The sequence below is a fragment of the Dyella sp. 05T440 genome, from assembly GCF_056395965.1.
The window spans coordinates 88,273-113,908 of the sequence record NZ_JBFTKN010000005.1 but is presented as its reverse complement, the minus strand read 5'-3'; the positions used below and the strand labels follow the sequence as shown (position 1 = coordinate 113,908).

Genomic DNA, 25,636 nt, shown 5'->3' with positions numbered 1-25,636 from the left:
CGGAACGCAAAAACGCGATGTTATCAGCTTAGGTTTTGCAGGTCTCCGGCCCAAAGAAAGCCATGGCGAGTCATTCATAATGCGCCCACCGAGGCCTCCGTACCCTCAGCCATGCGACAGATGGTCAGGCTCGACCGTGTCGGCCAGCGCGCTCGCCTTGCCGAAGCCAGACCGGAGGCCCCACGAATGGCACAATAGCCCTTACCATTCAACTATTAGGCCCTGCACCTTAATGGAAACCCTGCTAGTTACCGGCGGTGCCGGCTTCATTGGCGCCAATTTCGTTTTGGACGCCGTGTCCGATGGCCTTCGGGTAATTAACCTTGACAAGCTCACCTATGCAGGCAACCTGAATACCCTGTCAAGGCTTGAGGGAAATGACCGGCACCATTTCACACAAGGCGATATTGGAGATCGGGCCCTGGTCGGCCGATTGCTGCGCGATCTCCGTCCGGATGCCATCGTCAATTTCGCGGCCGAATCCCACGTAGACCGCTCCATTGAAGGGCCGGCGGCATTCGTTGAGACCAACGTAGTGGCCACATTCAATTTGTTGGATTGTGCTCGCGACTACTGGCGGGAGCTGCCCAAGCCGGCGCGTGATAGCTTCCGGTTCCTGCACGTCTCCACAGATGAGGTCTTCGGGTCGCTGGGAAGCGAGGGGAAATTCTCCGAAAGCACGGCCTATGCGCCCAACTCCCCCTACTCGGCATCCAAAGCAGCGTCTGACCACCTGGTACGTGCCTACCATCACACCTATGGCCTCCCCACGCTTACGACGAACTGTTCGAATAACTATGGCCCTCATCAGTTTCCCGAAAAGCTGATCCCCCTGGTTATCCAAAAAGCCTTGGCCGGGCAGCCTTTGCCCGTCTATGGCGACGGCCGAAACATCCGCGACTGGCTCTTCGTGGGCGATCATTGCCGTGCCATACGCACGGTTCTGGCGAAGGGGCGCATCGGTGAAACCTATAACATCGGCGGCAACGCCGAGAGAGAGAATATCGCCGTGGTCAGGACCATCTGCGACCTGCTCGACCAGCGCCACCCCTTGCCTGACGGCACGGATCACGCCTCCTTGATCACGTTCGTGAAGGACCGCCCGGGTCACGACCGCCGCTACGCGATCGACTCGGCCAAGATCCGGCGCGAACTGCAGTGGAAACCCCTCATGACCTTCGAAACCGGCATGGCGGCAACCGTCGACTGGTATCTGGCCAATCAACCCTGGGTTCAGCGTGTGCTGGATGGGAGCTACCGCATGGAGCGCCTGGGCGCATGAGCACGCGTAAAGGCATCATCCTCGCAGGCGGATCCGGCACTCGTCTGTATCCGGTCACACAGGCGGTGAGCAAACAACTGCTGCCCGTCTACGACAAACCAATGATCTACTACCCGCTCGCCACGTTGATGCTGGCAGGCATTCGCGACATCCTCATCATTAATACGCCGCATGAGCAGGCTCTCTTTCAGCGCCTTCTGGGTGATGGCTCACAATGGGGCGTCAATATCCGTTACGCCGTACAGCCATCACCCGATGGCCTGGCGCAGGCCTTCCTTATAGGCCGCCGATTTATTGATGGTTCGCCTAGCTGCCTGGTTCTGGGCGACAACATTTTCTACGGCGTGGGGTTGACCGAACGAATCAAGCGAGCCAGCGCACGCGACGCAGGCGCAACGATATTCGGCTATTGGGTCAGCGATCCAGAGCGCTACGGTGTGGCTGAATTCGATGCGGGTGGGCGCGTAATCGGCCTGGAGGAGAAGCCCCAGAAGCCGAAATCGCACTACGCTGTCACCGGACTGTATTTCTACGACAGTCATGCCTGTGACTATGCTGCCGATCTCCAGCCCTCCACCCGCGGTGAACTGGAAATCACCGATCTCAACAAGCGTTACCTGCGGGAAGGTCATCTACATCTGGAGCAATTGGGCCGAGGCTACGCCTGGCTCGATACGGGCACACACGAGTCCCTAATGGAGGCAGGGAACTACATCGAGACCATTGAAAAGCGGCAGGGCCTCAAGGTCTGTTGCCCTGAAGAGATTGCTTTCATCAATGGGTGGATAGACACGGAACAGCTGCGACGACTCGCCGCTCCGCTGATCAAGACTGGATATGGCCAGTACCTAAGCCAACTTTGCGAACAGGATGTGGCGCAATGAAGGTCATTCCGTCGGCGCTGCCAGGCGCCTTGATTATCGAACCCAAAGTCTTCGGGGATACCCGCGGCTACTTCTACGAAAGCTACCATCGCGAACGATTCGAACTGGCGGGCTTAGCCGTCGGATTTGTGCAGTCCAACGTCTCCCGATCCGCTCGCGGCGTATTGCGCGGCCTGCACTACCAGTGGCCGAACCCCCAAGGCAAACTTGTCAGCGTCCTGCAGGGCGAGGTCTATGACGTTGCGATCGATATCCGTCGCGGATCGCCCACATTCGGCCGCTGGACGGGGGTGATGCTCACTGCCGACAACCATCGCCATTTTTGGATACCGGAAGGCTTTGCCCACGGTTTCTGCGTACTGTCCGAGTCGGCGGTGTTCACGTATCAATGCACGGCGCTATACGAACCCTCGGCGGACCGCACCATTCGCTGGAACGATGCAGAGATCGGCATTGATTGGCCGATCAGTGACCCGCTTTTGTCGGAAAAGGACGCCAAGGCACCCCTCCTCGCCGATATCGCACTGGCCTCCCTCCCCGAGCTATCCGAATGAATGTGCTACTGCTCGGTCCAAACGGCCAGCTTGGTCGCGGACTGGTTGAGCATGGCGGCCTCGCAGATATAGGGCAGCTGACTTGCGCCAGCCGGGACGGCGTTCGTTTTGATGGGGCAAGTATCGAGGTGGCCGATCTGGCGCTACCGGGTGCACTGGCTGCGCTGCTCGAGCGCACGAATCCTGACGTCATCGTAAACGCCGCTGCCTATACGGCTGTCGATCGTGCGGAGAACGAGGAGATGCTGGCCCATACGATCAACAGCGACGCTCTGGGCCAGCTTGGAAACTGGGCGCGGCAGCACGAGGCACTAGTCGTTCACTACTCGACGGACTATGTCTTTGACGGTCGTGCCACCCAGCCATATGCCGTCGACGCCCTCCCTGCCCCAATGAGCGCATACGGGCGCACCAAACTGAGTGGAGAGCAATCTCTGCAAGCGAGCGGCGCTCGTCACTTCATTTTTCGCACAGCCTGGGTCTATTCGAGCCATGGGCACAATTTTTTCCGCACGATGCTCCGCCTCGGCGCAGAACACGATGTATTGCGCGTGGTGGCCGATCAGCATGGCACCCCCACCTCCACCGACATCATCGTGAATGGGACAATTGCTGCACTGCGGCAGTGGCTAGCCATCCCCATGGCGGAGCGACATACCTTGGAAGGCATTCACCACCTCGTCGCCAGCGGGGAAACCAGTTGGTACGGATTCGCGCAGGCGATTTTCGATCTGGCGCAGGCCGATGGCTTGTTGCATTGCAAACCAAAGATCGAGGCGATCGACACGGCAGCGTTTCCAACGCAGGCTAAGCGACCAGCATATTCGGTGCTGGACAATACAGACTTTCAACGGCGTTTCGCCGTTACACTTCCCTCTTGGCGCGACGGTCTGGCGGCTGTCGTGAGCAAACTAGCTCGTAAGGACAGTGAAACCCATGTTGATCCCTCTCATTCTTAGCGGCGGCAGTGGCACGCGGCTGTGGCCCGTCTCGCGCAAGAACCTTCCCAAGCAGTTTCTGTCGTTGACGGGGCAAGGCACGCTATTTCAGCAGACCTTGGCTCGCACTCGCCTGCTGCCGGACGTGGGCGCACCGATCGTGGTTGCCAGTGAGGACCACCGGTTCCTGGCCGCGGAGCAACTGCTGGAATCGGGCATCCAGAACGCAAAAATCGTGCTTGAGCCTGTCGCGCGAAACACTGCCCCCGCCATTGCACTGGGTGCCTTACAGGCGATAGAGCAAGACCCAGACGCCATCTTGCTAGTTCTACCTGCTGACCATTTGATTGGCGATGAGAGCAGCTTTACTGAAGGCGTGCGCCTAGCGCTCCCGGCCGCTCGCGCAGGCTGGCTGGTGACCTTCGGTATTCGTCCCGATCGCCCGGAAACTGGTTTCGGATACATCCGGCGTTCCGAATCGATCGGTGAAGGCGCGTACCAAGTCGCAAAATTCGTCGAGAAGCCAGAACTCGCTACCGCCGAGGCATATCTAGCCGACGGCAGCTATGACTGGAACTCGGGAATGTTTCTTTTCAAAGCCTCTCGTTACATCGAGGAGCTGGGGCAGCACGTACCGGAGATGCTGCAGGCTGTTCAGGCGGCGCATGCCTCGGCCCAGGTGGATTTAGACTTTGTGCGTATTGATGCGGAAGCCTTCGCCAAAGTACCGGATAATTCCATCGACTATGCCGTGATGGAAAAGACCCAACGCGCTGCGGTGATCCCGGTGACCTGCGACTGGAGCGACATCGGCTCATGGTCCGCGCTCTGGATGGCCGGGCTACGCGATGAGCAGGGAAATCTGCGAGAAGGCGACACCATCGCCGTCAGCACCAGCAATTCACTCCTGCGTTCACACGATCGCCACTTGTTGGCTACCGTAGGTGTAGACGACCTAATCGTGGTCACTACACCGGATGCGACCCTGGTGGCGCATCGAGATTCAGCGCAAGACGTGAAGCGCGTGGTTGATGAACTCAAAGCCGCGGGCCGTAGCGAGCATTCGCTGCATCGCGTGGTGCGGCGTCCATGGGGCAGCTATGACTCGATCGAGTCAGGGGGGCGCTTCCAGGTTAAACGCATCGTTGTGAAGCCGGGCGCTGCCCTCAGCCTGCAAAAACATCATCACCGTGCCGAGCATTGGATTGTGGTGTCCGGAACAGCAGAAGTTACTTGCGACGAGCGGGTGTTCCTGCTCGGCGAGAATCAGAGCACCTATATCCCTCTAGGAAGTGTTCACAGGCTACGGAATCCGGGCAAAGTGCCTCTGGAGCTTATTGAAGTGCAGTCTGGAAGCTATTTGGGCGAAGATGACATCGTACGCATCGAAGATGTTTATGGGCGCGCCTGACCTTAATTAGATGGCTGATTGAGAAAAAGCCGTGCTTAAGCACGGCTTCTTCGTTGAGCTTCCCTCCCCGCTGCAAAATCACCGGCGGGCGTGAGCAGTGCGGCTTAGGTCCCGCGTTGCTCAATTGCCGGGATTAGGCATTCATCTTGCAATACTACCGGTTGAATCGTTGGCGACGGCCTTGGTAGGCTCCCTGTGCGTCATAAAAACGCAACATGGATGTGCATCGCCGGATGCCAACAGGATGGTGAACGGACTATTGAGCTGGAGTCCATCATCCATGACCGACCTAAAGTTATTGCACCTTCACCTACCCAAAACCGGCGGCACCGCTCTCCGTCGATTCTTTGTCGATAAACTCGGCCAGGACTCAGTCAGCCCCCCTCTTCAAGGCATTGCATTGCGCGAGGCCCTGCTGCGTTGGCAGCACAAGTCGATCATCAGCGGCCATTTCCTGGCGCGCCAAGGCGATAAAGTCCCCGACGATCGTTTGATCGTCACAGTATTGCGGGACCCCGTAGATCGCTTTCTTTCCGAGTACTTCTACAACCGATTTGATATTGATGAACTCCTGGTGGAGGCGAAGTGCCGCGCCCTGCAGCTCGACGCGTACATCGAGAGCCTCATGTCCTCATCTGCGCAGCGCCCAATGGTGCAGATCGACATGCTTTACCCACTCGGAACCCAGGATCAGCATCGCCTGAGTTCAGATGAGATGCTCTCATGCGCCATCAAAACAATCGATCACAGCGCATTCGTAGGAATTCAGGAAGAAATGGACGACTTCTGCGGCATGCTCTGCGCCAAATTCCATTGGCCACCGTCATCGCCCGATGAGCTCAATGTGACATCCAGACGCCTTCAAGTCACGGATCTAACGACGAAGCAACGCGACAATCTGGAATCACTGCTGGAACCAGAAATCATCCTCTACGCGCATGCGAAAACGCGATTCAAGCAGGATAGACGCCACTTCATTGCCGCCTCGGACATGGAGGGCGAGCGTAGCAACAATAGCCATGATCTCGATCTGACCCAGCAATCCGCCTCGACTCAAAGATCGGTCGAAGAAGATTTCGGTGATCATCGATGCGTGATTGACGATGTCCAGGTCATCGGCCACATTTCCGGCCCAGGCCAGAGCATGACGGGCGAAGTCATGGATGTGTTGTTCCAAGTGACTTCCAAGGAATCGTTGGACCAGGTAGTCGCCGGAATTGCCATTAGAGACGAAATGGGATCTTTGGCATTTGGCACTAACTCATCATTGCTCGGCGAGGTCTATTCTCTAATGCCGGGGAAGTACATCATTCGCTTTACCACTCTGAACCGTCTTGGCCCAGGGAGCTACACGATCGATGCCGCGTTGACGCCAACGCTTTCGCATTATGACGGCTGCTTTCACTGGCGGCACGAGGTAGCGAACCTCACGGTTGCGGCCTACGCCACGCAGCATTTTGAAGGAAACGTACTGCTGGACGTGGGTATCAACGTCGAGAGCAATTCTGAAGAAGCGACTTGGAGCAAAAGAAAGCCAGCGAACGAAGGCATCGTCGCTCGCTCGTTTGGCAGCATCTGTAGACCCCTCACATCGTTTCACTCGACGATCGATGTGATGTCTTTAGTGGACATTGTGCAGCAGAACTCAGATTTGCTCTTGCAGGTCAAAATTGAAAATCGCGGTACTGAAACCTGGCCATCTAACGGACGCTTTCCAGTCAAGCTTTCCTATCGATGGCACAGCGAAGTGGGAACGATGATCGTTGCGGACGGCATTCGCTCCGACCTTCCTGGCGACGTCGCGCCGTCCGCAACCACATTGACCTGTATGCATGTCCGGGCACCCGATAAACCCGGCCGATTCTATTTGACCCCGTCATTGGTACAGGAGCACGTTGCCTGGTTCAAAGACCGCGATGCTTCCAACGGTCAAACACTAGCCATCACCGTGGTTTAGCTGGCTTTCGCGGAGGCGAAATCCTCCATTCACTCCACCGTCACCGACTTCGCCAAATTACGCGGCTGGTCCACATCGGTGCCGCGCAGTACTGCCACGTGATAGGCGAGCAACTGCAGTGGCACGGTGAACACCGCGGGGGCGATGAAATCGCCGCCGCCGTTGATGCGCAGCGTGACGCCGCGGGCGCCGTTGCCTTCGAGGCTGGCTTCGCCATCGGCGAACACCAGCAGCTCGCCGCCGCGGGCGCGGACTTCCTGCAGGTTGGACTTGAGCTTATCCAGCAGCGGGCCGTTGGGGGCCACGGCGATGACCGGCATGTCCTCATCGACCAGCGCCAGCGGGCCGTGCTTGAGCTCGCCCGCCGGGTACGCCTCGGCATGGATGTACGAGATTTCCTTGAGCTTGAGCGAGCCTTCCAGCGCTACCGGGTATTGCGCTCCGCGCCCAAGGAACAGCGCATGCTGGCGATGGATGAGGTGCGCGGCCAGGTCGATCACCTGCGGTTCCAGCTTGAGCGCGTCTTCGAGCGCACGCGGCAAATGCTGCAGCTGGGCACAGAGATCGATGTAGCGGGTGTTGTCCATGCCGCGGTGCTGCGCAAGATGCAGCGTCAGCAGGGCGAGCGCGGCGAGCTGCGTGGTGAACGCCTTGGTCGAAGCCACACCGATTTCCGGGCCGGCGCGCGTCATCAGCTTGAGGTCGGCTTCGCGCACCACGGACGATTCGGGCACGTTGCAGATCGCCAGCGTCCCCAGATAGCCGCGGCGACGGGACTCGCGCATGGCAGCCAGCGTATCGGCGGTTTCACCGGACTGCGAAATCGCCACGAACAGCGTGCCATCGGGCACCACGGCCTCGCGATAGCGATATTCACTCGCTACTTCCACGCTCACCGGCAGGCGTGCGTGTTCCTCGATCCAGTACTTGGCGACCAGACCCGCGTGATAGCTGGTGCCGCAGGCGATGATGTGCAGGCCGCGCACCTTGGCGAGCAGTTCGTCGCCGTCCACGCCGAAGATGTTCGGCAACACGCCATGCGGACCGATGCGCGCTTCGAGCGTCGCGGCCACGGCGTGGGGCTGCTCGAAGATTTCCTTCTGCATGTAGTGGCGATATTCGCCGCGTTCCACCGCGTCGGCCGAAAGCTCGCTCTCGTGCATGGAACGCTCGACCCGCTGGCCGTCGAGATTGAAGATCTCCACCTGGTCGCGGGTGATCTCGGCGACATCGTCTTCGTCGAGATAGATGATCTTGTTGGTGACCTGGATCAGCGCCTGGGCGTCCGAGCCAAGGAAGTGCTCGCCAATGCCCACGCCCACCAGCAGGGGCGCACCGTGGCGCGCGCCGACCACGCGGCCCGGCTCCGTGCTGCTGATCACGGCGATCGCATAAGCGCCTTCCAGTTCGCGCACGGTGGCCAGCACTGCTTCGCGCAGGCTTACGCCGGACTGCACATGCTCGTTGATCAACGCCGCCATCACCTCGGTGTCGGTTTCCGAGGTGAACACATGGCCGCGCGCCTGCAGGTCCGCGCGCAGCGTGGCGTAGTTCTCGATGATGCCGTTGTGCACCAGGGCCACGCTGCCGGCCATGTGCGGATGCGCATTCGCCTCATTGGGCACGCCATGCGTCGCCCAGCGCGTATGCGCGATGCCGGTGCCGCCGGGAAACGGATCGGCCAGATACAAGGCTTCCATCTCACGGACCTTGCCCTTGGCGCGCACGCGCTGGACTTCGCCTCGATCCAAAACGGCCAGGCCCGCCGAATCGTAGCCGCGGTATTCGAGCGCCTTGAGGCCGGCGATGAGCAAGGGGGCCACGTCACGCTGGGCGGCGGCGGCAACGATTCCACACATGAGCTGTTACTCCTTAGAACGAACGCGGCCAGTCACGGTTGCGAAACCGCGACTTTGGTCGCAGCCGATTTCAGCAAACTTTCGGGGGCCATGGGCGGTTGATCCGATGGCCTATGCTGGACGCACGCTTACACGGTCTTCAATGCACCTTGCGGCGTAGATAGTTCAGCAGATCAATGCGGGTGATCAGGCCCAGGAACTGTTCGCCGTCCACCACGATGGCCACGTGGCCGCGGTCGAACACGGGCAGCAAGGATTCGATTGGCGAGCGCACATCGAGCATGTGCAGGCTGGTGATCATGGCCGTGGACACCGGATCGCGGAACTTCGCTTCATCGGCATGCACGTGCATCAGCACGTCCGATTCATCGAGGATGCCGACCAGGCGGCTGCCATCCATCACCGGCAGCTGCGACACGTCGTACAGCTTCATGCGCGTATAGGCCGTCATCAGCAGCTCGTTCGGGCCGATCACCACGGTGTCGCGTTGCGCGAAGGGACGCAGCAGCAGGTCGCGCAGGTCGCCGCGCTGTTCGCGCTCGATGAAGCCGTTGTCGAGCATCCAGTAGTCGTTGTACATCTTGGACAGGTACTTGTTGCCGGTGTCGCACACCAGCGTGACCACGCGCTTGGGCGCCGTCTGCTCGCGGCAATAGCGCAAGGCGGCGGCCAGCAACGTGCCGGTGGACGAGCCGCCGAGGATGCCCTCCTTCGCCAGCAGCTCGCGCGCGGCCAGGAAGCTTTCCTTGTCGGGGATGGCATAGGCCTTCTTCACGCGCGTGAAGTCGCTGATGCTCGGCAGGAAATCCTCGCCGATGCCTTCCACCATCCAACTGCCCGACTTGGTCGAGAGCACGCCTTCGTTGATGTACTGGGCCAGGATGGAACCGACCGGGTCGGCCAGCACGAAATCGGTGTTGGGCGAATGTTCGGCGAAGAATTTGGACAGGCCGCTGAGCGTGCCCGACGATCCGCAGCCGACCACGATGGCGTCGACCTTGCCATCGAGCTGTTCGAGAATTTCCGGGCCGGTGGTGGCGATATGCGCGGCCGGGTTGTCCGGATTGCCGAACTGGTTGATGAAGTAGGCGCCTGGCGTTTCGCGCGCGATGCGCTCGGCCATGTCCTGGTAATACTCCGGATGACCCTTGGCCACGTCCGAGCGCGTCAGCACCACCTCGGCGCCCATCGCCTTGAGGTTGAAGATCTTCTCGCGGCTCATCTTGTCGGGCACCACCAGGATCAGGCGGTAGCCCTTCTGCTGGGCGACCAGCGCCAGGCCCAGGCCGGTGTTGCCGGCCGTGCCTTCCACCAGGGTGTCGCCCGGGCGAATCCGGCCGGCCCGCTCGGCGCCTTCGATCATCGACAGGCCGATGCGGTCCTTGACCGAGCCGCCGGGATTGGCGCTTTCCAGCTTCAGGAAGAGCTCGCACGGTCCAACGTCCAGGCGCTGCGCGCGTACCATCGGGGTACGTCCGATCAGTTCAAGGACACTGTTGTGGACCGACATAAAAACTCCTTCCTGTAGGCAGCGGCTGCTTCTTGGCGACCGCTCGGGAGGACGATGATAACCGAGCGGCTCCCGCCCCCACAGAAACAGCGCGGCCCCGGAGCCGTGAGGCGCCGGGGCCGCGTTCATGCGAAAACGCCGCAGATTCAGTTGATGTGGTGCGCTCGGCTATCCCACATGCGCTGGAGTCGCTCCTTCGCGTGGAGTTTCTCCTTCTTCATGCCCGATAACGTCATGTCATCGATGGGAAGCACGCCGATTTCGGCGTCGTGCACCTTGCTGTCGAGTTCTTTGTGGTGCTGATAGAGCCGACGGAATTCGGCATCGGCCTTCATCAAAGCTTCGACATCATCACGCTGCTGGTTTTCAAACATGATGGAACCTCCTCTGGAGAGTACGGCGGGGACCGTTTTGGGGACACCCGCTGACGAGGAATCACGCACACCCACCCGCCATCCATGCCGGTTGTCCGGTCCATGGAGATCGATAAAGGAGGAAGGTTGGGCGCATGACTCACGTCGGTGACCCAGGCGCGGAGATGCCCCTGGGAACTTGACCCTACTCCCCGATCTGGGGTCATGCAAGCGTCATATGAGCGGCAGGAAATAGCGGAACTTTCCTAAAAAAGACTGCCAGAACAGTCTTTTGCACAAGTCGAACGGCGGCGTCGCGAAATTTGAACAGAGCGGCTCGCGGCCGGCGATATCTCAGCGACACAGGGACAAAACAAAGGCCGGCGGGTTGACCGCCGGCCTCGTGAACACCCGCGCAGGACTTACTTGCCCTGGTCCTTGTTGGTCGTGCTGTCGCCCTGCATCTGCTGGCGCATGGCGCGCGCGGCCTGCGCGGCCAGGTCCGCCTGCTTCTTGGCGGCATTGGCGACCTTGGCCTGGGCGGCGGCCAGCTTCTTCGCCTGGTCGGCCTGGGCCTGGGCCTGGGCGGCAGCTTCGGCGCCGGCAGCGAGCTGGCGGGCCGATTCTTCCTGGGCGGCCTGGTATTGCAGGCGCTGGCGTTCGAGCTCGCGGCGCGCCATTTCCGTCTCGCGGCGGCTGCCGTCGAGCTGGATCTGGTCGTGTTCGCGATCGAGCTTGCCGATCTGCAGCTGCGCGTCCTGCAACTGGGCCGTGGCGCGGGCCAGGTCAACGCGACGCTCGGCGATGTAAAGCGCATGCACGCGGTCACGCGAACGGGCCTGGGCCAGCTGATTCACGGCGTCACGGGCGCGCGCCTGCTCGGCCTGGGCATAGGTGCCGATGGACGGATCGCTGGAGAGCTGGTCGAGGCTATTGGTGAGCCGGGCCACGTCCATATCGTCCTTGGCCGCATGGACGCTGCCCACGGCGGCTACTGCAAACAGCAGCGTCGAAAGGCGGAGGGTCAGGTGTTTCATAGATGGCCTCCCTGGTCAGTGCTCGACGGAGGTGCCGGCTGGTCGGGATTGGGATTCTGCGGGTAGGTCTGGAAGCCCTGCCCCTGCGGTACAGGCTCGCCCAGCGCGGAACTCGGCGGCGCCGGCATATCGCCGGTCTGCTGCTGTTGCGGCAGGCCGGACGCCTGGCTCTGGTTCTGCTGTTGCTGGTCGGCCAGGGACTGGTCGATCTGCTCGCGCAGCTGCTGGTTGGCCGACGTCTTGTTCTGGATCTGCGCCCGGGCGGCGCCCAGGCGGGCCTTGGTGCGGGCCAGTTCGGCGCTGGCCCTGGCCTCGTCGGCCAGTTGGGCGGCGACGTCGTAATCGCGCTTGGCTATCGCGTTCTGGGCCTGCTGGAACTTGTCCTGGGCATTGCCCAGGTCAATCGGGTCGTAGACCGCCGCATCGGCATCCCGTGCCGCCTGCAGCTGCATCTGCGCCTGATTCATGATCCCGTCCGGCGGTGGCGCGGACGCGCAACCCGCCAGCGCCAGCGTCATGGCCAGCGCCAGGGTGGATACCGCAAGGCGCGCGAACTTGGGTCGCTGCCCTGGCGGGGAAAAGATGTGCACCATCACTCAGTCCTCTCAGAGTGTCACAGCGTATTGTGGGCGGGCATAATCCACTTTAGCAATGCGCACGGAACTAGGGGATTCGAGTGGACATTGGTTATTTCCTCAAGCTAATGGTTGACAAGGGCGCGTCGGATATGTTCCTGACGACGGGCGCCCCTGTGAACATTAAGGTCGAGGGCAAGCTTTACCCGCTGGGCAATACCGGCCTGCCGAGCGGCATGGTCAAGAAAATCGCCTATTCGCTGATGGACGAGGGCCAGGTACCGCAGTTCGAGCGCGACCTGGAGCTGAACATGGCGCTGGCGGTGAAGGAAGCCGGCCGTTTCCGCATCAATGTGTTCAAGCAGCGCGGCGAAGTGGGCATGGTCATCCGTGCCATCAAGAGCGAAATCCCCAGCATCGACCAGTTGCAGCTGCCGAGCATCTTCCGTGAATTGATCATGGAACCGCGCGGGCTGATCCTGGTGGTGGGCGCCACCGGCTCGGGCAAGTCGACCACGCTGGCGGCGATGATCGACCATCGCAACCAGAATTCCTCGGGCCATATCCTCACCATCGAGGATCCGATCGAATACCTGCACCGGCACAAGAAATCCATCGTCAACCAGCGCGAAGTCGGCCTGGATACGCACAGCTATCACGAGGCACTGCGCAACGCGATGCGTGAAGCGCCGGACGTGATCATGATCGGCGAAATCCGCGATACCGACACCATGGAAGCGGCCATCGCGTTTTCCGAAACCGGTCACCTCTGTTTGGCGACGCTGCACTCGAACAACGCCGACCAGACACTCGAGCGCATCCTCAACTTCTTCCCGGAATCGGCGCACAAGAACGTGCTGATGAACCTCGCGCTCAACCTGCGCGCGGTGATCAGCCAGCGCCTGGTGATCGGCAAGGACGGACGCCGTCTGCCGGCTACCGAAGTGCTGCTCAACACGCCGCTGATCCGCGACATGATTCGCCGCGGCCAGGTGCACGACGTGAAGGAAGCGATGGATCGCAGCCTGCAGGAAGGCATGCGCACCTTCGACCAGTCGCTGTATCGCCTTTACAAGGAAGGCCGCATCGAGCTCGAAGAAGCGCTCAACAAGGCCGACTCGCGCGATGGCCTGGCACTCAAGGTGCGCCTGTCCGATAGCGGCGGCAACACGGAAAACACCGAGCTGGCGGGTAACGATCCGTACGGGCTGGGCTTCTAAGCTCGATCCTTCAAGTCGCGGGGCGCACATCGCCCCGCGCACTTTGCTCAGACCGCCGCCGGCGCATCCGGCTGTGCTTCCGGCGCCGCCCGCTGGAACGCCGGCAAGGCCTCGCAGGCTTCATGGATGCGACGAATGGTCGGGTAATCATCCATCGGCAGCTTCCAGCGCACTGCGTTATAGACCTGTGGCACCAGGCACGCATCGGCCATGCCGGGCGTATCGCCATGACAGAACCGGCCCGTCGCCACATTGCCCGCCAGCATCGTTTCCATCGCCTGCAGGCCCAGGCTGATCCAGTGGCGGGACCACACGCCCTTGGTGGCATCGTCGACCCCGAGTTGCGAGCTCAGGTACTGAAGCACCCGAAGGTTGCCCAGCGGATGCAGGTCGCACGCGATCACCTGTGACAGGGCGCGCACACGCGCCCGCCCGACCGGGTCCGAAGGCAGCAACGGCGGCTCGGGACGGGTCTCGTCCAGGTATTCCATGATCGCCATGGACTGGGTGAACACCCGCCCGCCATCGACCAGGGCCGGCACCAGCTCCTGCGGGTTCAAGGCCTGGAAGTCCGGCAGATGCTGCTCGCCGCCGTGGTTCACCAGGTGCACCGCTTCGGACTCGTACGGCAAGCCCTTGAGGTTCAAGGCGATGCGCACGCGGTAGGCGGCGCTCGAGCGCCAGTAGCCGTACAACACCAGATCCTGCCCCATACCTTGTCCTCCAACCACGGTGAGGTTCATAGGATACCTGTCATACGGTTTGCATCACCGCGAACCGGGCGGGACAATAGGCGGTTCGCGCCCATCGGCGCCGCATTCATGAATCCAAACCAGGGAGTTGCGCCGTGTCCGTTACCCGCATGAGCGATCTTGATCTGCGCGGCAAGCGCGTGCTGATTCGCGAAGATCTGAACGTACCGATCGAGAACGGCCGGATCACCTCCACCCAGCGCCTCGATGCGGCGCTGCCGACGCTCAAGGCCGCCCGCGACGCCGGCGCCAGGCTGATGGTGCTGTCGCACCTGGGCCGCCCGAAGGAAGGCCAGTTTGACGCCGAGTCCTCGCTGGCGCCCGTCGCCAAGTGGCTGAGCGACAAACTGGGCCAGCCGGTGCGCCTGGTCGCCGACTATCTCGACGGCGTCGACGTTGCCGAAGGCGAAGTGGTGGTGCTGGAGAATTGCCGCATGAACGTCGGCGAGGGCAAGGACGACGACGCGCTGGCGAAGAAGTACGCCGCACTGTGCGACATCTTCGTCATGGACGCCTTCGGCACGGCGCATCGCGCGCAGGCTTCGACCCACGGCGTGATCAAGTTCGCCCCCATCGCTGCGGCCGGCCCGCTGCTGTCAGCCGAACTGGACGCGCTGGGCAAGGCGCTGGAGCATCCCGCCCGTCCGCTGCTGGCGATCGTCGCCGGCTCCAAGGTCTCGACCAAACTCACCTTGCTGGAAAACCTCATCGGCAAAGTCGACCAGTTGATCGTGGGTGGCGGCATCGCCAACACCTTCATCGCGGCCATGGGTTATTCCGTGGGCAATTCGCTGTACGAACCCGACCTCATCGGCGCCGCCAAGAAAGTGATCGCCGACGCCAAGCGCCGCAACGCTGACGTGCCGCTGCCGGTGGATGTGGTCGTCGCGCCGGAGTTCTCGGCGCATGCGCCCGCCACGGTAAAGCCGGTGGACGCGGTCAAGGAAGGCGAGCTGATCCTCGACATCGGGCCGGAGACCGCGCGCCGTTATGCCGAGATGATCGCCAAGGCCGGCACGGTGGTGTGGAACGGCCCGGTCGGCGTGTTCGAATTCGACGCCTTCGGCCATGGCACCGAGACCCTGGCCCGTGCCGTGGCGGCCTCGCCGGCGTTCTCGATCGCCGGCGGCGGCGACACGCTGGCCGCGGTGGACAAATACGGCATCGAAAAAGACGTGTCGTACATCTCCACCGGCGGCGGCGCCTTCCTCGAATTCCTCGAAGGCAAGGAGCTGCCCGCCGTGGCCGCCCTCAAGGCGCGCGCGGGCAAGTAATGCTGTGTCTGTTTGATCTCGATGGCACGCTGATCGATTCGGAGATCGGCATCCTGGGCTGCGTCCGCCATGCGCTGACGCAGCTGGGCGTGGCGCATCCCCCGGAGATGCGCCACTGGATCGGTCCGCCGCTGCGGCACAGCTTCGCGCCGCTGCTCGACCACGATCACGAGCGCATCGAACAGGCGGTGGAGTTCTACCACGAGCGTTTCCACACCATCGGCTGGCGGGAGCACTCGGTATACCCGGGCATCGAGGCGATGATCGCGCGCCTTCAGGCCGCAGGCCACACGCTGGCCGTTGTCACCAGCAAGCCGGAACGGCACGCACGGCCGATCATCGAACACCTGCCGTTCGGTACCGCATTTAGCCGTCTATATGGCCCGGACCCGAGCAGCCCGCACAGCGAAAAGGCAACGATGATTGCCGCCGCCCTGGCCGATTTCGGCGCCGAGCCGGAGCACACAGTGATGATCGGCGACCGGCACTTCGACATCGACGGCGCCGTGGCCAACCGCGTTCGCGGCATCGGCGTGCTGTGGGGTTTCGGCTGCCGGGCGGAACTGGAAAAGGCCGGCGCACATGCACTGGCTAGCGATCCCGAGGAACTGGGCAACCTCCTCCCGCCCTGACCCAGGCCGAGCGCCCGATTGTTTCTTTCCAACGCCCGCTGGCATGCTTGCCGGGCCGTTGGACGAGGGGGCGGCGCAGCCACAGGGATCAGACATGACGCAGCACGACGCCGCGCCGACGCACGGCAGCGGTTCTGAGCAGGAAACAGTGACGGCGCCCGCCCCGACGGTGGCGGCCGAATCATTCAAGGTGGAATTTGGCCTGCGGGTATGCCTCAACACCACGCCGGCCGATTCGTTCCGTTTCGTCGGCAAGGGCAGCATCGCCTTCTCCGGCGATGCCGTGACCATCGCCGGCGGCCGCAAGCGCCCGTTCATGACGAGCCTCAAGGAAACGCACCGGTTCGCGCGCAACGACATCACCAATGCAGCGCTGTCCGGCAAGACCGTACGTTTTCAGGTGCGCGGGGAAAACCAGCCGCTTCGCACGGTGCAGTTGTCGGCTGCCTCGGTGCCACAGGGCCTGGCGATCATGGCGCACTTGCCTGCGGAGCAGACGCAGGAGTTCGCGCAATCGCAGGCGGCTGTTGCCGATTTCCACCGACGCCTGGATCAGTTCAGCCCGCGCGCACCGGTCACACCGACCCTGGTGGCCTTGAACGTAGCCATGTTTGTGGCGATGTGCATCGGCGGGATGAACATCCTCACGCCCGATGGCGAAACGGCGGTTCGCTGGGGTTCCAACTTCGGCCCGATGACCATCGGTGGCCAATGGTGGCGCCTGTTCTCGGCCACCTTCATCCACTTCGGCATCATCCATCTTGCGCTCAACATGTGGGCGCTGTTTCAGAACGGCCGCACGATCGAGCGCCTGTTCGGCAGCACGCGTTTTCTTCTGTTGTACGTCTTTGCCGGCCTGACCGGCAGCGTGGCCAGCCTGCTGTGGAATCCGCAGGTGAACAGCGCGGGTGCCTCGGGCGCGATCTTTGGCATCTTTGGCGGCTTGCTGGCGTTTGTCATCAATCCTCGCAACGACGTCCCCAAGGAAGTGATGGCAGAGCATCGCAACAGCACCCTGCTGTTCGCCGGCTACTCGCTGTTCTATGGCTTCGCGCACAGCGGCATCGACAATGCTGCGCATATCGGCGGCCTGGCGGGCGGATTGCTCATGGGTCTGCTGCTTTCTCGTCCGCTCAATGCCGAACACCGGATCAGCCCGAATGTCCCGCGCCTGTTGCTGGCCGCGGTCTCCGGCGTCGTCGTGCTCGCAGCGATGCTTTGGCCGCTGGCCAATCCCAACAGCCAACGACAGGCGACGGCGCGCTTCGAGGGCAGCCTGATAACGTTCGACGCGCGCGAGAAAACAGTGATGGAAGCCACCACGGCGCTCTACGAAAAGGCCCACGCCGGAGCCATCTCGACGCAGGCCTTCGCCGACGGACTCGAGAAGGACGTTGCACCCCAGTGGGACGCCATGTACGCCGACGTGGTGGCCATCAAGCTTGCTCCTGACAATCGTGACTACACCTTCCAGCAGGCCGTGCTGCATTACATCGATGCACGTCGCCAGGCAATTCACGCCTATGCACTTGCCACTACCGACGGTGGCTCGGCGGCGGAGCAAGCCGTGAAGGAGGCCAACCAGAACACGCAGGACGCGCTGGCGGAGCTCAATCGCCTGACGGCCGCCAGAAAGTAAGCCGGCACACGCATGGAAAAAAGCCGCGATTGTCGCGGCTTTTTTTTTGCAGCTTGATCGTTGACGGCGTCATGAGGTTGAGCCCAACCCTTGTGGGAGCGCACCCTGTGCGCGACTGCAACCTGTAAGACTTCTGCTCTGTTGGGCCGTCGCGCACAGGGTGCGCTCCCACAGGTCGGGCGTCACGCGTCGTCGATCAAGCTAGACAAATCGGTCGAACCCACATCCACGCCGGCCTGTGTCAGCAGCGTCGTCACCTGTCCGCGATGGTGCGTCTGGTGATTGAAAAAATGCATGGCCAAATAGAAGTACGGCTTGCGAAACGCTTCGCCGCGGGTGTTCTGATAGGCCAGCGCATGATCGAGGTCTTCCTCGCTCACGGCTTGCGCCCACGCCTCGATCACGGCATCGAGAAAGCGACGATGCGAGGTCAAGGCAGCCAGATCGCCAAAGGGTTGCGCGGCTAGATCGCGTTGAATGGGCACGCCCCGCAACGGTTCCAGCGCCCCATAGTTCGCCGGATGCGCGGCGAAGCGTTGCAGCCAGATCGTGTCGGCCACCGCGATATGGCTGAGCGTGGCATGGATCGAACCGAAGAATGCGCCGCGATCCGTCATCACATCGTCAGGCCGAAGCGAGGCCGCCGCCGCATAGATTTTCTCGTTCATCCAGCGGTTGTAGGCGGCCATTTGCCGTAGGTGGTCGCGGCGCGAGGGAGCGTGTGTATTCATGGCTCAGCGACTTTGTTCCTGGAAAGCGCCAGCGTAACCAGCGGCGCGCAGGGAATCACGTGCCGGTTGGCGCACTCATAAAAAAAGCCGCGGCATGCCGCGGCTTTTTCATTCAACGCAATCGACTTAGCCGAGCACGCGCTTCACCGCATCGACCACATGGGCCACGGTGAAACCGAAGTGCTCGAACAACTGGGGCGCCGGTGCCGAGGCACCAAACGTGGTCATGCTGACCACGTCGCCGTCCAGGCCGACGTACTTGCGCCAGAAGTCGCCAGTCGCCGCTTCCACCGCGACGCGTGCGCGGCACCAGCCCGGCAGGATGGCCTCGCGATATTCCAGCGGCTGCGCATCGAACACTTCCGTGCAAGGCATCGACACCACGCGCACCGGGACGTTCTGCTGCGCCAGCGTGCGGGCCGCTTCCATCGCCAGCTCCACTTCCGAACCGGTGGCGATCAGGATGGCCTTGAACTTGGTGTCCTGCGGATCGGACAGCACGTAGGCACCGCGTGCGATATCGGCCACCTGCTGCGCGCTGCGCTGCTGGTGCTTGAGGTTCTGGCGCGAGAACACCAGGCACGCCGGGTTGCCCTTGCGCTCGATCGCGAGCTTCCACGACATCGCCGATTCCACCGCGTCGCACGGGCGCCACAGCTGGTTGTTCGGGATGTAGCGCAGCGCGGCGAGGTGCTCGACCGGCTGATGGGTCGGGCCGTCTTCGCCCAGGCCGATCGAGTCGTGCGTGTAGACGTGGATGGCGTGTGCCGGGATCAGCGCGCTCATGCGCACGGCATTGCGCGCATAGTCGGAGAACACCAGGAAGGTGGCGTCATACGGAATGAAGCCGCCGTGCAGGGCCAGGCCATTGGCGATCGCGGTCATGCCGAACTCGCGCACGCCGTAATACACATAGTTGCCCTTCGGGTCGAAACCGTTGCCGGCGTCGACGCTGCCCTTCCACTTGGTGAGGTTGGAGCCGGCCAGGTCGGCCGAGCCGCCGATCAGTTCCGGCAGCAGCGGCGCGAACGCGTCGATGGTCATCTGCGAGGCCTTGCGCGAGGCAATCTCCGGGCCGTCGGCCTGCAGCTTGTTGACGAAAGCCTGCGACTTGGCCGCCCAATCGGACGGCAGCTCGCCCGACACGCGGCGATTGAATTCCGCGGCCAGCTCCGGGAAGGCCGCCGAATATTTGGCAACCGCGTCATGCCACTTCTGCTCGCGCTCGGCACCCGACGTCTTGTGATCCCAGCCGGCGTAGATCTCGGCCGGAATCTCGAACGGTGCGTAACGCCAGTCCAGCGCGTCGCGTGCGCCGGCCACTTCGTCCTTGCCCAGCGCGGCACCGTGGCTCTCTTCCTTGCCCTGCTTGTGCGGGGCACCGAAGCCGATGATGGTCTTGGCGCAGATCAGGGTGGGCTTGTCGGACTGGCTGATGGCGGCGGCGATGGCCTTCTTGACGGCGTCGGCGTCGTGGCCGTCCACACCTCGGATCACGTTCCAGCCGTACGCCTCGAAGCGCTCCGGCGTGTTGTCGGTGAACCAGCCGTGTACTTCGCCGTCGATGGAGATGCCGTTGTCGTCGTACACAGCGACCAGCTTGCCGAGCTTCCAGGTGCCGGCGAGCGAGGCGACCTCATGCGAGATGCCTTCCATCAGGCAGCCATCGCCCAGGAACACATAGGTGTGGTGGTTGACGATCTCGTGGCCCGGGCGGTTGAAGTGCGCGGCGAGCACCTTCTCGGCCAGCGCAAAACCGACCGCATTGGCCAGACCCTGGCCGAGCGGACCGGTGGTGGTCTCCACGCCTGGGGTTTCGCTGGCTTCCGGGTGGCCGGCGGTCTTGGAATGCAGCTGGCGGAAGCGCTTGAGCTGATCCATCGGCAGGTCGTAACCGGTCAGGTGCAGCAGCGCGTACTGCAGCATCGAGCCGTGGCCGTTGGAGAGCACGAATCGGTCGCGATTGAACCACTTCGGGTTGGTCGGATTGTGCTGGAGGAAGTCGTTCCACAGCACTTCGGCGATATCCGCCATGCCCATGGGCATGCCCGGGTGGCCGGAATTGGCCTTCTCCACAGCGTCCATGGCTAGGGCGCGTACGGCATTGGCAAGTTCGCGACGGGTTGTCATCTAGGGGTCTCCGGGGAAGGCGGCCATAAAAGTACCCATTGTCGCCGATCCCGCTTACCCCTGTCGCCACCAGGGATGCTCTGAAGTCGTGCCGTCCATGCGCAATAGATCAGAGCATCCCCACGCCCTCTTGCCCAAATGTTAAGAAAATTAACTCCGCCTTAATAATGAACTAACCAGTATTGAAACTAATCGACCCACTCACCATCTAAGTAAAAGTACCGGGTCCACAAGGTACCCAGCCGCGCTCCACCGAACCCCCGGCGCCGCGGACTGGCCCAATAAGATGATGAGGAGTCCCCCATGAAGAACACCATTCTTGCTCTCGCCCTGGCTACGGCCGGTCTCGCGGTCGTCCCGGCGGCTTTCGCCCAGGACGCCGCTCAAGGCAACGCCCAACAGGGCTGGTACGTCGGCGCCAACGCCGGCTACGCCCAGACGCAGAAGGGTCCCTACGACAACGGCGCGTTCGCTGGTGGCGTGAAGGGTGGTTACCGTTTCGCGATCAACCCGGATACCTCCCTGGGTGCGGAAGTGGGTTACGTCTACCTGGGCCGCGCTGACGCGCGTGGCCAGTACACCCAGAATTACGCCAATTACAACGGCGACAACGGCAAGTCCAAGCTGCAGGGCGCGACCGCCGGCCTGAACCTGCGTTACAGCTTCAGCCCGAACTGGTACGGCGAAGTCCGTGGCGGCGCCTTCTTCGCCAAGGGCTCGGGCCTGACCAACGACAAGACCAACCCCGAGATGGTCAACTTCAACAGCACCCGTTACTACGCCGGCCTGGGTGCGGGCTACAACATCAACAAGAACATCAGCGTCGGCCTGAACTGGGATTACTACGACGGCAGCCAGAGCGACAAGAACATCCACCTGCCGACCAACCTGTACAGCGTGAGCGCGGAATACCGCTTCTGATCTGTCAGATAGTGCAAAACAAAAACGGGCGCCGCGAGGCGCCCGTTTTCTTTTGCAGCGATGAGAAGCGATCGCTTACTTGGCGTTCCACTGACCCAGCGCGGCCAGGCCGTTGTCCTTGGCGCGAGCCAGGACCGTCTTCTGCGCGTCGGCGAAGTTAGCCTTCATGTCCTTGGACCACAGCTTCAGCGCGGCCTGCTGCATGGCGCGGCCGTAGGAGAAGCTCAGCGGCCACGGGTGCGGGCCCATGCGGTTCATCGCATTGAGGTGAGCGGTGGACTGCTCGTCGGTCTGGCCGCCCGAGAGGAACACGATGCCCGGCAGCGTGGCCGGCACGGTCGTCTTGAGCACGCGCACGGTGGCTTCGGCGACTTCTTCCACTTCGGCCTGCTCGTCCGAATCCTTGCCCGGAATGACCATGCTGACCTTCAGGATGGTGCCTTCCAGCATCACGTTCTGCTCGTACAGCGCGTTGAACAGGCTGCGCAGCACGGCTTCGTGCACTTCGTAGCTGACTTCGATGCTGTGGTCGCCGTCCATGATCACTTCCGGCTCGACCATCGGCACCAGGCCGGCTTCCTGGCACAGCGCGGCGTAACGGGCCAGCGCGTGGCAGTTCGCTTCGATCGCGGTGGAGGACGGGTTGTCTTCGCTGATGTTGATCACGGCGCGCCACTTGGCGAACTGCGCGCCCAGCTTGACGTACTCGGCGAGACGCTCACGCAGGCCGTCGAGGCCTTCGGTGATCACGTCGCCGGGGAAGCCGGCCAGCGGCACCGGGCCCTTGTCGACCTTGATGCCCGGGATGATGCCGTTCTTCTTCATCACCTGGGTGAACGGCACGCCGTCCTTGGTCGACTGGCGGATGGTTTCGTCGTACAGGATCGCGCCGGAGATGTGCTCGCTGAGGTTCGGCGCCGTGAGCAGCAGCTCGCGGTAGGCGCGACGGTTCTCTTCGGTGTTGTCGATGCCGACGGCCTCGAAACGCTTCTTGATGGTGTTGGTCGACTCATCGATGGCGATGATGCCCTTGCCGGGCGCAACCATTGCGAGGGCAACGCTTTCGAGATCTTCGATGCTCATGACAACTCCGGATACTTAGGCGGTGTGGGCCGCACAAGGTGATGCCGCCCGGGGGCGGCAAGGTCGTGAAAGGCCGGGATTATAGGTCATAAGGCCGCCGAGGGCCGGATTGGCCCTGAACGGCGCCAGCGCTGGGCCGGCGCGGCCCTCAGGCCTGGTCGAAGTTGGGCAGCTTGCAGGCGTCGATGATGGCCTGCTTCTGCGCGGCATCGGCGGGCAGGTTGAACGGCACGATGTAATAGGTGGTCACCGGCTCATGCGTGCTGTTCTTCAGCGACGGACCATAGCGAAGATTGGTCACCACGCTCTTGGCCACGGCGTCCAGATCGCTCTGCGGAACCACCTTGCGCACGGTGACGTTCTGCGGAACGCCGTCGGTGCCGATCATGAAGCTCACGGCGACGCAGCCGGGCTTGTCCATATTGCGGCCGCTGTTGGGGATATCCGCGTCCACCTTGGTGTTGAGCATCAGCCAGTACGCCTGGATGTGCTCGGGGCCCACCATGCGGGCCTGGGATTGCGCCTCAGCCGGAGAAACCATGCCGGCAAAAGCCATGGCGGCGGCCGAACAGATCGTTAAAAGCTTCATTTGCATGATCGTCTCCCAAACCGCGGCGTGCGGCACGCGGCTAGTTTAGCCTTCACGAGCCTCGTCGACTGCAATGGCCACCGGCTGCCCAGCTGTTCGCAATTGCTGCAGATACGCCGTCAAGCCACGTGCGCCAAGCGTCAGCGCGAGACCCGCCACCGTGGCCACCACGTACTCCACAAACATGGTCTTTTCGTAAGGGGGCACAGATACCGGCACGCCACCCTCCATCATGTGGTTATAGGCCAGCAGATTCAGGCCATGCGCCAGCATGCCCGCAAGCCCGGTGATGAGCTTGTAGATGCCCGCCACCGAAAACGCGATGTACTGCAATTGTGTCGCGCTGATATCGCTTTCGAACACATCACGGTGGGCGCTACCTGCCGCCCACCAGGCCAGTAGCCCGGGCTTGATCCACAGGACAAAGGCGAGCACGAGACCCAATCCATCCAGCACCAGGGCATCGATCGCCACTTGTCCATCGGCGCAAATGACGAATAGCCGTGGCCATTGCTCGATCAGACCTACCGCCATGAGCACGGCGCCTAGCCTGATGGCCATGCAAAGCACGCTGTACAACGTCGTTTTCATGCATCCCCCTGATGGATTGCCTGACGAAATCCTGCCTAGACAGTATCAGGTTGACGGAGAGCCATCGTCCGCCGACCGGGCCCACACCCGGTCGGCGGACGAGGCATCTCAACGATCGCTTAGAGGTCGCGCAGGCACTCCACCACACCCTCGGCGCCCACAGAGAGCAGCTTCAAGGTGTTGGTGCCGCCGCCCTGGCCGATGTGATCGCCATGGGTCAGCACCACGCGATCGCCCTCGACGAGCTTGCCGGCGAGGAACAGCTGCCGCACCGCGTCGCGCGCCGAGCCGGCCGGCGTCTGCGAGATATGCGTGAACTTCACCGCGGTGACGTCGCGGAAGATGGACATGCGGCGGCGTGCGTCGTCGAACGGCGACAGCGCATAGATCGGCACCGCACTGCGATAACGCGACAGCCACTGCGCCGTGGCACCCGACTCGGTCAACGCGACGATGGCGCGCACGCCGAGCTGGCTGGCCAGCACCATCGCTGCGAGCGCAATGGCCTGGTCGGTACGATCGAGCAGATGACCCTGCGTGGCGGGATCTTCCTTCGGCTCGAACTGGCGTTCGGCGCCCAGGCAGATGCGGCGCAGCGCGGCCACGGCCTTGTCCGGATGCGCGCCGGCGGCGGATTCCTCCGACAGCATCACCGCATCGGTGCCGTCGATGACGGCGTTGGCCACGTCCATCACTTCGGCGCGGGTCGGGATGGGCGAGCGCACCATCGACTGCAGCATCTGCGTGGCCGTGATCACAGCGCGATTGCGCTGCACCGACTCGCGGATGATCTTCTTCTGCAGGCCCGGCAGCTCGGCATCGCCGATTTCCACACCCAGGTCGCCACGCGCCACCATCACCACATCGGAGGCGTCGATGATTTCGCCGAGCACCGGAATGGCGTCGGCGCGTTCGATCTTGGCCACCAGCGAGGCCTTGCCACCGGCTTCTTCGAGCAGGCGACGTGCCTCGTGCATGTCGTCGGCGGAGCGCACGAAGGACACGGCGAGGAAGTCGCAGCCGATTTCGGCGGCGAGCTTGATGTCCGACTTGTCCTTCTCCGACAGCGCGGTCACGGAGAGGCCACCGCCCTGGCGATTGAGGCCCTTGCGATCGGATAGCTTGCCGCCGATCAGCACACGGCAGCGGATTTCCTGGCCGACCACCGCCTCGACGGTGAGCGCGACGAGACCGTCGTCGAGCAGCAGCACGTCGCCGGCGGAGACGTCCTTGGGCAGGTCGTAATAGCTGACGCCGACGCGCGTGGTATCGCCCAGCGGCGCGCCCGGGCTGCAATCGAGCACGAAACTGTCGCCCACTTTGAGTTCGATCGGGCCGTTGGCGAAACGCTCGACGCGAATCTTCGGACCTTGCAGGTCGGCGAGCACGCCTACCTCGCGACCCAGCTTCGTCGCCGCATCACGCACGGCCACCGCGCGGGCGCGGTGATCGTCCGGCTGGCCATGGGAGAGGTTCAGGCGAACCACATCCACGCCTTCGGCGATGATTTTTTCGAGCATGCCAGGCGCATCGGTAGCAGGACCGAGGGTGGCAACAATTTTTGTGCGGCGCAGCGGATTTTCAGTAGTCATACATCGAGACTAGCAAAATCACGCGGATCTTCCAGAGGGTTGGCGCGGGCTTTTTTGTCCTGTTTTCCTTTGCCCAAGTGGACTGCTTGTGGCATGCGTACCACAGGCCTGCACTGGTATTA

At 62.4% G+C, this 25,636-nt stretch carries 23 protein-coding genes; 11 read left to right on the top strand and 12 right to left on the bottom strand.

The features are described from left to right. The first annotated feature begins 232 nt into the window (after nt 1-232). The 6 genes from rfbB (at nt 233) to AC1DE1_RS07440 (ending at nt 7,026) form a co-directional block, all read left to right on the top strand. On the top strand, nt 233-1,282 hold the full coding sequence (gene rfbB / locus AC1DE1_RS07465) for a dTDP-glucose 4,6-dehydratase (RefSeq protein ID WP_477175237.1): 1,050 nt from the start codon (nt 233-235) through the stop codon (nt 1,280-1,282). Then, on the top strand, nt 1,279-2,166 hold the full coding sequence (rfbA, locus tag AC1DE1_RS07460) for a glucose-1-phosphate thymidylyltransferase RfbA (RefSeq protein ID WP_477175236.1): 888 nt from the start codon (nt 1,279-1,281) through the stop codon (nt 2,164-2,166). Before rfbB ends, rfbA begins: the two co-directional genes overlap by 4 nt. Continuing rightward, nucleotides 2,163-2,720, top strand: coding sequence for a dTDP-4-dehydrorhamnose 3,5-epimerase (rfbC, locus tag AC1DE1_RS07455; protein ID WP_477175235.1), 558 nt, complete (start codon nt 2,163-2,165; stop codon nt 2,718-2,720). The genes rfbA and rfbC overlap by 4 nt, the downstream gene beginning before the upstream one ends. After that, nucleotides 2,717-3,679 (top strand): dTDP-4-dehydrorhamnose reductase, encoded by a 963-nt coding sequence (rfbD, locus tag AC1DE1_RS07450; protein ID WP_477175234.1) that lies wholly within the window; start codon nt 2,717-2,719, stop codon nt 3,677-3,679. Before rfbC ends, rfbD begins: the two co-directional genes overlap by 4 nt. Next, nucleotides 3,657-5,069, top strand: a complete 1,413-nt coding sequence (locus tag AC1DE1_RS07445; protein WP_477175233.1) for a mannose-1-phosphate guanylyltransferase/mannose-6-phosphate isomerase — start codon at nt 3,657-3,659, stop codon at nt 5,067-5,069. The genes rfbD and AC1DE1_RS07445 overlap by 23 nt, the downstream gene beginning before the upstream one ends. A 280-nt stretch (nt 5,070-5,349) precedes the next feature. Then, nucleotides 5,350-7,026, top strand: coding sequence for a Wzt carbohydrate-binding domain-containing protein (locus AC1DE1_RS07440; RefSeq protein ID WP_477175232.1), 1,677 nt, complete (start codon nt 5,350-5,352; stop codon nt 7,024-7,026). A gap of 29 nt (nt 7,027-7,055) precedes the next feature. Here AC1DE1_RS07440 and glmS read toward each other — a convergent pair whose 3' ends face one another. The 5 genes from glmS to AC1DE1_RS07415 form a co-directional block, all read right to left on the bottom strand. Then, nucleotides 7,056-8,885, bottom strand: coding sequence for a glutamine--fructose-6-phosphate transaminase (isomerizing) (gene glmS / locus AC1DE1_RS07435; RefSeq protein ID WP_441604673.1), 1,830 nt, complete (start codon nt 8,883-8,885; stop codon nt 7,056-7,058). A gap of 139 nt (nt 8,886-9,024) precedes the next feature. Further along, nucleotides 9,025-10,395, bottom strand: coding sequence for a pyridoxal-phosphate dependent enzyme (locus AC1DE1_RS07430; RefSeq protein WP_477175231.1), 1,371 nt, complete (start codon nt 10,393-10,395; stop codon nt 9,025-9,027). 146 nt (nt 10,396-10,541) lie between these two features. After that, entirely contained in the window at nt 10,542-10,769 is a 228-nt protein-coding gene (locus AC1DE1_RS07425; RefSeq protein WP_046972765.1) for an HP1242/YdcH family protein, read from the bottom strand. 401 nt (nt 10,770-11,170) lie between these two features. Continuing rightward, on the bottom strand, nt 11,171-11,785 hold the full coding sequence (locus AC1DE1_RS07420; RefSeq protein WP_441604675.1) for a hypothetical protein: 615 nt from the start codon (nt 11,783-11,785) through the stop codon (nt 11,171-11,173). After that, nucleotides 11,782-12,378, bottom strand: coding sequence for a DUF4398 domain-containing protein (locus AC1DE1_RS07415; RefSeq protein ID WP_441604676.1), 597 nt, complete (start codon nt 12,376-12,378; stop codon nt 11,782-11,784). Before AC1DE1_RS07415 ends, AC1DE1_RS07420 begins: the two co-directional genes overlap by 4 nt. Nucleotides 12,379-12,488: 110 nt before the next feature. Here AC1DE1_RS07415 and AC1DE1_RS07410 point away from each other — a divergent pair, with 110 nt between their 5' ends. Next, nucleotides 12,489-13,580, top strand: coding sequence for a PilT/PilU family type 4a pilus ATPase (locus tag AC1DE1_RS07410; RefSeq protein ID WP_441604763.1), 1,092 nt, complete (start codon nt 12,489-12,491; stop codon nt 13,578-13,580). Between the two features lie 47 nt (nt 13,581-13,627). On the opposite strand, the gene maiA is transcribed toward AC1DE1_RS07410, so the two are convergent. Beyond that, on the bottom strand, nt 13,628-14,293 hold the full coding sequence (gene maiA / locus AC1DE1_RS07405; RefSeq protein WP_441604677.1) for a maleylacetoacetate isomerase: 666 nt from the start codon (nt 14,291-14,293) through the stop codon (nt 13,628-13,630). Nucleotides 14,294-14,427: 134 nt separating this feature from the next. On the opposite strand from maiA, the gene AC1DE1_RS07400 reads away from it, so the two are divergent. The 3 genes from AC1DE1_RS07400 to AC1DE1_RS07390 all read left to right on the top strand — a co-directional run bounded on the left by AC1DE1_RS07400 (nt 14,428) and on the right by AC1DE1_RS07390 (nt 17,877). After that, nucleotides 14,428-15,606 carry a phosphoglycerate kinase gene (locus AC1DE1_RS07400; protein WP_477175230.1) on the top strand — a complete coding sequence of 393 codons (1,179 nt, stop codon included), beginning with the start codon at nt 14,428-14,430 and terminating at the stop codon, nt 15,604-15,606. Next, nucleotides 15,606-16,238, top strand: a complete 633-nt coding sequence (locus AC1DE1_RS07395) for an HAD hydrolase-like protein (protein WP_477179040.1) — start codon at nt 15,606-15,608, stop codon at nt 16,236-16,238. The genes AC1DE1_RS07400 and AC1DE1_RS07395 overlap by 1 nt, the downstream gene beginning before the upstream one ends. A 94-nt stretch (nt 16,239-16,332) precedes the next feature. Next, nucleotides 16,333-17,877 carry a rhomboid family intramembrane serine protease gene (locus AC1DE1_RS07390; RefSeq protein WP_477175228.1) on the top strand — a complete coding sequence of 515 codons (1,545 nt, stop codon included), beginning with the start codon at nt 16,333-16,335 and terminating at the stop codon, nt 17,875-17,877. Between the two features lie 182 nt (nt 17,878-18,059). Here AC1DE1_RS07390 and AC1DE1_RS07385 read toward each other — a convergent pair whose 3' ends face one another. Next, on the bottom strand, nt 18,060-18,608 hold the full coding sequence (locus AC1DE1_RS07385) for a DinB family protein (RefSeq protein WP_477175227.1): 549 nt from the start codon (nt 18,606-18,608) through the stop codon (nt 18,060-18,062). Nucleotides 18,609-18,734: 126 nt separating this feature from the next. Beyond that, nucleotides 18,735-20,738, bottom strand: a complete 2,004-nt coding sequence (gene tkt, locus AC1DE1_RS07380) for a transketolase (protein ID WP_477175226.1) — start codon at nt 20,736-20,738, stop codon at nt 18,735-18,737. Nucleotides 20,739-21,041: 303 nt separating this feature from the next. Between tkt and AC1DE1_RS07375 the strand changes: the two genes are divergently transcribed. Then, complete coding sequence (locus tag AC1DE1_RS07375; protein WP_477175225.1) at nt 21,042-21,659, top strand: outer membrane beta-barrel protein; 618 nt, start codon at nt 21,042-21,044, stop codon at nt 21,657-21,659. A gap of 75 nt (nt 21,660-21,734) precedes the next feature. Here AC1DE1_RS07375 and AC1DE1_RS07370 read toward each other — a convergent pair whose 3' ends face one another. The 4 genes from AC1DE1_RS07370 to pyk all read right to left on the bottom strand — a co-directional run bounded on the left by AC1DE1_RS07370 (nt 21,735) and on the right by pyk (nt 25,514). Continuing rightward, complete coding sequence (locus AC1DE1_RS07370; RefSeq protein WP_441604684.1) at nt 21,735-22,742, bottom strand: class I fructose-bisphosphate aldolase; 1,008 nt, start codon at nt 22,740-22,742, stop codon at nt 21,735-21,737. A 148-nt stretch (nt 22,743-22,890) separates the two neighbouring features. Next, nucleotides 22,891-23,331, bottom strand: a complete 441-nt coding sequence (locus AC1DE1_RS07365) for an energy transducer TonB (protein WP_477175224.1) — start codon at nt 23,329-23,331, stop codon at nt 22,891-22,893. A 45-nt stretch (nt 23,332-23,376) separates the two neighbouring features. Next, nucleotides 23,377-23,922: a hypothetical protein gene (locus AC1DE1_RS07360; protein ID WP_477175223.1), complete on the bottom strand. Its 546-nt coding sequence runs from the start codon at nt 23,920-23,922 to the stop codon at nt 23,377-23,379. Nucleotides 23,923-24,041: 119 nt separating this feature from the next. Next, nucleotides 24,042-25,514 (bottom strand): pyruvate kinase, encoded by a 1,473-nt coding sequence (gene pyk / locus AC1DE1_RS07355; RefSeq protein WP_441604687.1) that lies wholly within the window; start codon nt 25,512-25,514, stop codon nt 24,042-24,044. Between the last annotated feature and the right edge of the window lie 122 nt (nt 25,515-25,636).